General features: G+C 60.3%; 6 protein-coding genes, 1 tRNA gene and 1 pseudogene. 4 read left to right on the plus strand and 4 right to left on the minus strand.

Annotated elements, in window-relative coordinates; genetic code table 11:
• Nucleotides 1-2: 2 nt before the first annotated feature.
• On the minus strand, nucleotides 3-1,034 hold the full coding sequence (obgE, locus tag CN311_RS25805) for a GTPase ObgE (protein ID WP_097576488.1): 1,032 nt from the start codon (nucleotides 1,032-1,034) through the stop codon (nucleotides 3-5).
• Between the two features lie 101 nt (nucleotides 1,035-1,135).
• Between obgE and CN311_RS25810 the strand changes: the two genes are divergently transcribed.
• Nucleotides 1,136-2,002, plus strand: coding sequence for an endonuclease/exonuclease/phosphatase family protein (locus tag CN311_RS25810; protein WP_097576489.1), 867 nt, complete (start codon nucleotides 1,136-1,138; stop codon nucleotides 2,000-2,002).
• Between the two features lie 108 nt (nucleotides 2,003-2,110).
• On the opposite strand, the gene CN311_RS25815 is transcribed toward CN311_RS25810, so the two are convergent.
• From CN311_RS25815 to CN311_RS25825, 3 genes are all read right to left on the minus strand, one after another.
• Entirely contained in the window at nucleotides 2,111-2,698 is a 588-nt protein-coding gene (locus CN311_RS25815) for a GNAT family N-acetyltransferase (RefSeq protein ID WP_097576490.1), read from the minus strand.
• A 115-nt stretch (nucleotides 2,699-2,813) separates the two neighbouring features.
• Nucleotides 2,814-3,083: a 50S ribosomal protein L27 gene (gene rpmA / locus CN311_RS25820; protein WP_006327539.1), complete on the minus strand. Its 270-nt coding sequence runs from the start codon at nucleotides 3,081-3,083 to the stop codon at nucleotides 2,814-2,816.
• Between the two features lie 97 nt (nucleotides 3,084-3,180).
• Nucleotides 3,181-3,888, minus strand: a complete 708-nt coding sequence (locus CN311_RS25825; protein ID WP_097576493.1) for a 50S ribosomal protein L21 — start codon at nucleotides 3,886-3,888, stop codon at nucleotides 3,181-3,183.
• A gap of 324 nt (nucleotides 3,889-4,212) precedes the next feature.
• Here CN311_RS25825 and CN311_RS25830 point away from each other — a divergent pair.
• The 3 genes and pseudogenes from CN311_RS25830 to CN311_RS25845 form a co-directional block, all read left to right on the plus strand.
• Nucleotides 4,213-4,302 (plus strand) — tRNA-Ser (locus CN311_RS25830).
• 1,582 nt (nucleotides 4,303-5,884) lie between these two features.
• A complete protein-coding gene (locus CN311_RS25835; protein ID WP_097576491.1) occupies nucleotides 5,885-6,073 on the plus strand; it encodes a YodC family protein in 189 nt (62 codons plus the stop codon).
• A 425-nt stretch (nucleotides 6,074-6,498) separates the two neighbouring features.
• Nucleotides 6,499-6,725: pseudogene (locus tag CN311_RS25845) on the plus strand (calcium-binding protein); the annotation flags it as partial.

The following is a 6,725-nucleotide window of genomic DNA, read 5'->3' on the forward strand; positions in this document are numbered from 1 at the left end:
TGCTATTTTTCCCAGCGCGTCTCGACAGGGACCACGATGGCGCTGCGCGCCTCGGCGACAACCGACATCAGCGCACGCAGCACTGCCTCGACGCCTTCGCCGGTGACGGCCGAAAGCAGCATCGGCGCGCGGCCGGCGGCGCGTTTCAGCGAGGCGACCTTCTTCTTGCGCTGATCGGCATCGAGGATGTCGACCTGGGAAAGCGCGACGATCTCGACCTTTTCGGTCAAGCCGTGGCCATAGGCGTCGAGCTCGGCGCGCACGGTCTTGTAGGCCTTGCCCGGATTTTCTTCCTGCGCCGAGACGAGGTGCAAAAGCACGCGCGTGCGCTCGACATGGCCGAGGAAACGGTCGCCGATGCCGACGCCTTCATGCGCGCCCTCGATCAGCCCGGGAATGTCGGCGATGACGAATTCGCGCCCATCGATGCGGGCGACACCGAGGCCGGGATGCAAAGTGGTGAAGGGATAGTCGGCGATCTTCGGCTTGGCCGCGGTGACAGCGGCGAGGAAAGTCGACTTGCCGGCATTGGGCAGGCCGACCAGGCCGGCGTCGGCGATCAGCTTGAGCCGCAGCCAGATATTCATCTCTTCGCCCAGCAGGCCGGGATTGGCGCGACGCGGCGCCTGGTTGGTCGAGGTCTTGAAATGCTGGTTGCCGAAACCGCCATTGCCGCCCTTTGCCAACAGGAAGCGCTGGCCGACCACGGTGAGATCGCAGATCAGCGTTTCATTGTCCTCGGCAAAGACCTGGGTGCCCGCCGGCACTTTCAGCGTCACGTCGGCGCCCTTGGCCCCAGTCATGTTGCGGCCCATGCCATGTATGCCCGTCTTGGCCTTGAAATGCTGCTGGTAGCGATAGTCTATCAGCGTGTTCAGCCCGTCGACCGCCTCCAGCCAGACATCGCCGCCACGGCCGCCATCGCCGCCGTCGGGACCGCCGAACTCGATGAATTTCTCGCGCCGGAACGACACCGAACCGGCGCCGCCGTCGCCGGAGCGGATGTAGACCTTGGCCTGATCGAGAAATTTCATCGGATTGCGTGGTTTCTGCTGTTGGCTTTGCGGGATTGCTCTAAACCAAGGCGGGGCGAAGGGCGAGGCCGTTTTGTGACCTTGGCTGGAGAGATATCGCGATGAGGCTTGTAACCTACAACATCCAGTACGGCATTGGCCTCGATGGCCGCTACGATGTCGAGCGCATTGCCGATGCCGTGCGCGGCGCCGACGTCATCGCGCTGCAGGAGGTTACCCGCAACAACCCCAAGAATGGCGGCCGCGACATGGTCGCCGAACTCGGCGACGCCTTGCCCGACTATTTTGCCGTCTATGGCAGCAATTTCGAGGCCAATGTCGGCTCCGCCATCGAGAACGGCCGTGCCGTCACGAGAACCTTCCAGCTCGGCAACATGGTGCTGTCGAAAACGCCCATTCATCTGTCGCGCAACCTGCTTTTGCCGCGCAGCCGCAGCTTCGAGGCAATGAACTTCCAGCGCGGCGCGCTGGAAGCCCTGATCGAGACGCCGCTTGGCTTCGTCAGATTCTATTCCATCCATCTCGATCACCGCAGCCCCGTCGAACGCGTGAGCCAGATACAGTTTCTGCGTCAGCGCCTTTTGAACTATGCGCTTGAAGGCGGCGCACTGTCCGGCGTCGCCGAGATCGGCCTGCCGGAATTGCCCCATCCTGAAGCCTTTGTCGCCATGGGCGATTTCAACATGCTGGCCGGCTCACCCGAATATGTCGAACTCGCCGGCCGGCCGGACCATGAATTCGGCATGCCGCTGACCGCCGACTTTGCCGTCGATGCCGCCATGCGCCTCAACGTGGCCGCCGATCTTGTCACCTGGGTCGACCCCAAGCAGCCCGGCGACACCAGCCGCCACAAGCGCATCGACTACGTCTTTTCCAGCGCCTCGCTCGCCAGGTCGCTGAAGCGGCTTTGGGTCGACCGGCAAGCGGTAGGCTCGGACCACATACCGGTCTGGGTCGAATTGGCCTGACCTCTACTTTCCGAACCTTTGGTTCGAAGCCATGCGCCGAGGTGTGTCGAGATTTAGGTCAGGCCGAGCCGCCATTCGCAGGCCGGCCTCACCTGAATATCGATACACCTAGAAATGCACCCAGTTCCTGAGGCTGGTCCAGGTCTTCCTGTCCAGTCGGTAGCGCTCGACGGGCACCTGGCCGGCGACGATCGAGTTCAGCATGCCCTGGCCGGCATATTGGAACCCGCATTTGTGGATGACCCGGCGCGAGGCCGGATTGATGACCCGGGTCGAGGCGTGCAGCACCTGGATCGACGTCTTCTGGAAGGCGAGGTCGACCAGCGCGTGCGCGGCCTCGGTGGCAAAGCCGTGCTTCCAGTAAGGTTCGCCAATCCAGTAGCCGAGTTCCAGCCCGCGGTCGGTGGTGTTGAGGCCGGCGCAACCGACGAAGATTTCGGTGCCGGCCAGCGTCAACGCATAGGCAATTCCCGCCCGGCGCGATGCCGCCATGGCGAGGAAGGCGCGAGCCTCGGCCTCGCCATAGGGATGCGGCATGCGGGCCAGCATTTCAGCGACATGGCGGTTGTCGGCAAGTGCCGCCAATTGCCCGATATCGCTTTCGCGAGGCGGCCGCATGACCAGCCGCTCGGTCGCGAGCACCGGGCAATCGATCGCGTAACTTTCGTCTTCCGTGTCTTCCGCTTCGGCAACCATGTCAGTCCTCCAGGCAAGAAAAAGGGGAAATGGAAACCCATCTCCCCTGATCCTTTTCCTGGCTTGGCCAGACACCGGTCCCGAGATGGGTGCCGGTGTTGTGGTGCGGAACCGGCTACTCCGCTGCTTTGGTAATCGGGTTGACCGATACGTAGGTTCGGCCGTTGGCTTTTTTGTTGAAGGTGACTGCGCCGGCTTCGAGCGCAAACAGGGTGTGATCCGTGCCCATGCCAACATTGACGCCGGGATGCCACGAGGTGCCGCGTTGACGAATGATGATGTTGCCCGGGATGACGGCTTCGCCGCCGAACTTCTTCACGCCCAGACGCTTGGAATGCGAGTCGCGACCGTTGCGCGACGAGCCGCCAGCTTTCTTGTGTGCCATCTAACTAACTCCGTTGCGCCGCGAGGCGCCTAAAGGCCTTATGAACGCGTTCGCGTTCCGTTTCAAGTCCGATCCGGCGACTGTTTCGCCGGAAATTCTACTTCTTCGCCAGTTCCTTGGCCTGTTCGCGCCAGTCCTTGATCTGGTCGGCGCTGAACGGCATGTGCTCGTCGATCTTGGCGACATCCTTGTCGGTGAGCTTGGCGATCTGCGCGAAGGTGATGATGCCCTGCTCGTTCAACTGGCCGGCCGCAACCGGGCCGATGCCCTTGATCACGGTCAGGTCGTCCGGCTCGCCCTTCGGCGCCTTGAACAGTGGCGCTGCGGCGGTCTCGGCCTTGGCTTCTTCCTTCGGGGCAGCCTCTGCCTTGGCTTCCTTCTTGGCCTTGGCCTCCTTCGGCGCAGCCTCGGCCTTCGCCTCGGGCACTACCTCTGCCTTGGCTTCGGTCTTTGCCTCGGACTTGGCGGCGGCCTTCTTCGACGGCTTGGCGCCGTCCAAAAGGATCTCGGCGATCCGCACCGTGGTCAAAAGCTGGCGATGGCCGATCTTGCGGCGCGAATTCTGCCGGCGGCGCTTCTTGAAAGCGATGACGGTGCGGTTCTTGCCCTGTTCGACGACTTCGGCAGTGACCAATGCGCCGTCGACGAACGGCGCGCCGAACGTCACATTCTCGCCCTCGCCATGCGCGAGCACATGGCCGATCTCGACGATATCGCCGACCTGGCCTTCGACTTTTTCGATCTTCAGGAGATCGTTGGCGGCGACGCGATACTGCTTGCCGCCCGTTTTGATGACTGCGAACATTTTTTGCCTTTCGCTGTTCGGTCGGCCTTGATGAGCCGCATCAAGCGGTTCGGCCGTCTTTTTGTCAGTCTGCGGGTTCAAAAAAACAAGCGGCGCGGAAGAACCCTCCACGCCGATTGCGCGCTGTCCCTAACCGAAGGTTGGGTCGAAGTCAAGGCAAACGGCGCAAGGCAAGCCGATGGCATTGGCATAAGCGCTGGCAGGTATCGAAGGACGAACCCGACGGCCCGCAGAGATGCCTGATATCAGGCAGATTGGGCCTTGTAACCTGCCTGTCCAGCCGTTATCTAGTGCGCCGCGCCGGCAACGGCGGACCATGACCGCGGAGAGGTGGCAGAGTGGTCGAATGCACCGCACTCGAAATGCGGCATGGGTGCAAGCCCATCGGGGGTTCGAATCCCTCCCTCTCCGCCATTTTCTCTGCCCAACGAATCCAAAGCGCTTTGTGACTTTCCGTTGGCGACAACCTTCCCCACCTCTTTCCCTTTTTAACGAATCCAACTGCTCCGGGACGCCGGGCTCGTTCTGGCGCTATTGGCGAGAAGGGTTCGAAGGAGATGCGGGATGAATATTATTTTTTGTGGCGAACTGGCTAAGGCATCGCCGTGCGGGTTGCCGATTCGATCGGGAACCTTCCCCCTGTCCAAGTGTTGTATCGGGTGACGAGGCTTCTGAGAGGGCAACGCGTTGGCCAAATACCTAGTTCATGAAATGCATCGCGATGACGTCGTCACATGGCGCATTCTTGATGCATGGACACCGAGCCAAGCGGCTCATAAAGCTGAGCAAGACATTTCGGAACCCAATTGGATTAGGGTTTTGGACGGCCAATCGAAGGTCTACGAGTTTCCCGGCTCACCTGCCCATCCAACCTGACCATCCTCGGAACTGCTGGGGCTGACCCAGTCTTGACCGCCCGCGCTGACCTCCAAATAGAGATCGAGATGTCAACCAATAAGGAAGATTATCGGGCGAATCGTGCCGACCACTTTATCGCGGCAAAGTCGAATACCATTGCCGAACAGCCGGCTGCGAGGAAGAAGTCAGCCCGGCTTCATGACCAGCGTTCCGCCAGACTGGTGGAAAACCCGGTTGAGAGTTCCGAGAGGCGCACACGGCCACCTTGACGACGCATGACGCAGCGGACCACTACACGCGCCGCGCGGTGTCCCTGATTCCCGCTTTGGCCAGGGCCCCGCCTTCAAAAGACTCGGCGCTTGCGCATGGACAGGTATGAATGTGACAACGCTTGCATCGAATGGCTTCGCCGGGCATCGATTCCAGTCGTTAACTGTCTCCTCCGGAAGCAGAAACGTTCATCACAATAGATGGCGACGACAATCGGAGACTGTGAGAACCCTGCAACCATCATGGACGATGCGAATTCAAAGACCGTTGGCCTTTATCGGTGCCCAGGCATTCCGCCATTTGTTTGCGTATTGGAGGGGTCCAGATGTACTTTCCTTTCCCAGGATGACTACCGAGCGCAAAGACACAAGCCTGATTTCGAAGCGCTGCCTTGGGAAGCGGAGTTCAGGGTCGCGAGAAATCGCTGATCTGGCTTAAGGGTTTGACTTCAGTCTACCCGCTTATGACAAGCTCTATGACTGCAACCCAAGCAACCGCGCAAAAGCCCAAGCCGATAACCAATCCGAGTCGCATCCAACCGTGGGGCCATGATTCGGGCGGTTTGTAAGCGTCGTTGCGTGCGAGCATCTCCTAGTAAGCGCCGAGGGCGCATTTGACGTCAAGCAGAAAGCAAGAACCCGTCACGCCATTGACGGGCTGGGGCTTCGATTAGATCGGTCCAAAAAAACCCGCCAGCTTCGGAAAGCGGGCAGTTCCTGGAGGCCGGGAGGAACCCGGCACAAGACAGACACGCGGCAATTGGCGCACAGGAGGCACTCGTGCTCCTTGGATGCAACCGCCGCTTGTCGATAGCCGCCATTGGTGGTTACCTCTGGACGTTTTGTTTCGAACCCCTGGGAGGAACATAATGGCGGACAGTTTCAAGACCGGAGATGTCGTCAAACTGAAGTCCGGCGGCCCGAACATGACGATCAACGATCACGCCGCCTCCGGCATGTATCTGTGCAACTGGTTCAATCGCGAGGGTGACATCTGGACCCCTCAGCACGCGGCTTTCAAGCCGGACCAGTTGATGGCGGTCGATCGATCTCAATGACTTGAAGACGCAGCGACTTGGGGTTGATTGAATCTTCAGCCCGCGGCGCCAGGCTGGAGCGAGGCGATTGCGCCGAGGAAGATCTCTTCGAATCCCCAGAACTTCGAAGTCCCGACGCCACTCACGTCGGCGAAGGCGTCGAGATCGCGCGCGGCGCCTGGCCATGTCGATCAGCGTGCGGTCGGAGAAGATAGCACAGGCCGGCACCTAGCGTTCGGCGATCCGAGCCAACTCTCTACTAATTATCCAGCACATTGCCGCCGTTAAGGTTCTGGTAAGGTCGTGCGTCGAAACCGCATGACAATTGGTATCCATCGAAGATCAATGATTCTATCAACGCGTGTTGCTAATTGATTTGGCGCTAATATTGACCCTCGGATAGGCAGGGGTCGGGGCGCTTGCAGAATCATACGAGGGATATTTGCATGGCCACGATGCACTACACTTGGGGCGCCTCGGCTGCCCAGGCCCAGGCCTATGGCTTCAACCTGGTTGATCTTCAATACGCCTCATCGGTCAATGCGTTGCCGGATGGCTCGAAGGCCCTCATCTGGCTTGGCGAGAGCAATGGCGTCACCCAGTCCTTCATCGACAAGGTAACGCCTCTCCTCAACAATCCGAAGGTTTTTGGATTTTTTCTGACCGACGAGCC

Origin of the sequence: Mesorhizobium sanjuanii (assembly GCF_002529485.1) — a bacterium.
Classification (GTDB): domain Bacteria; phylum Pseudomonadota; class Alphaproteobacteria; order Rhizobiales; family Rhizobiaceae; genus Mesorhizobium; species Mesorhizobium sanjuanii.

Excerpts from the sequence above, each read along its gene's own strand:
- obgE (WP_097576488.1), bottom strand. The coding sequence starts at position 1,034 with ATGAAATTTCTCGATCAGGCCAAGGTCTACATCCGCTCCGGCGACGGC.
- CN311_RS25810 (WP_097576489.1), top strand. The coding sequence starts at position 1,136 with ATGAGGCTTGTAACCTACAACATCCAGTACGGCATTGGCCTCGATGGC.
- rpmA (WP_006327539.1), bottom strand. The coding sequence starts at position 3,083 with ATGGCACACAAGAAAGCTGGCGGCTCGTCGCGCAACGGTCGCGACTCG.
- CN311_RS25835 (WP_097576491.1), top strand. The coding sequence starts at position 5,885 with ATGGCGGACAGTTTCAAGACCGGAGATGTCGTCAAACTGAAGTCCGGC.
- CN311_RS25825 (WP_097576493.1), bottom strand. The coding sequence starts at position 3,888 with ATGTTCGCAGTCATCAAAACGGGCGGCAAGCAGTATCGCGTCGCCGCC.
- CN311_RS25815 (WP_097576490.1), bottom strand. The coding sequence starts at position 2,698 with ATGGTTGCCGAAGCGGAAGACACGGAAGACGAAAGTTACGCGATCGAT.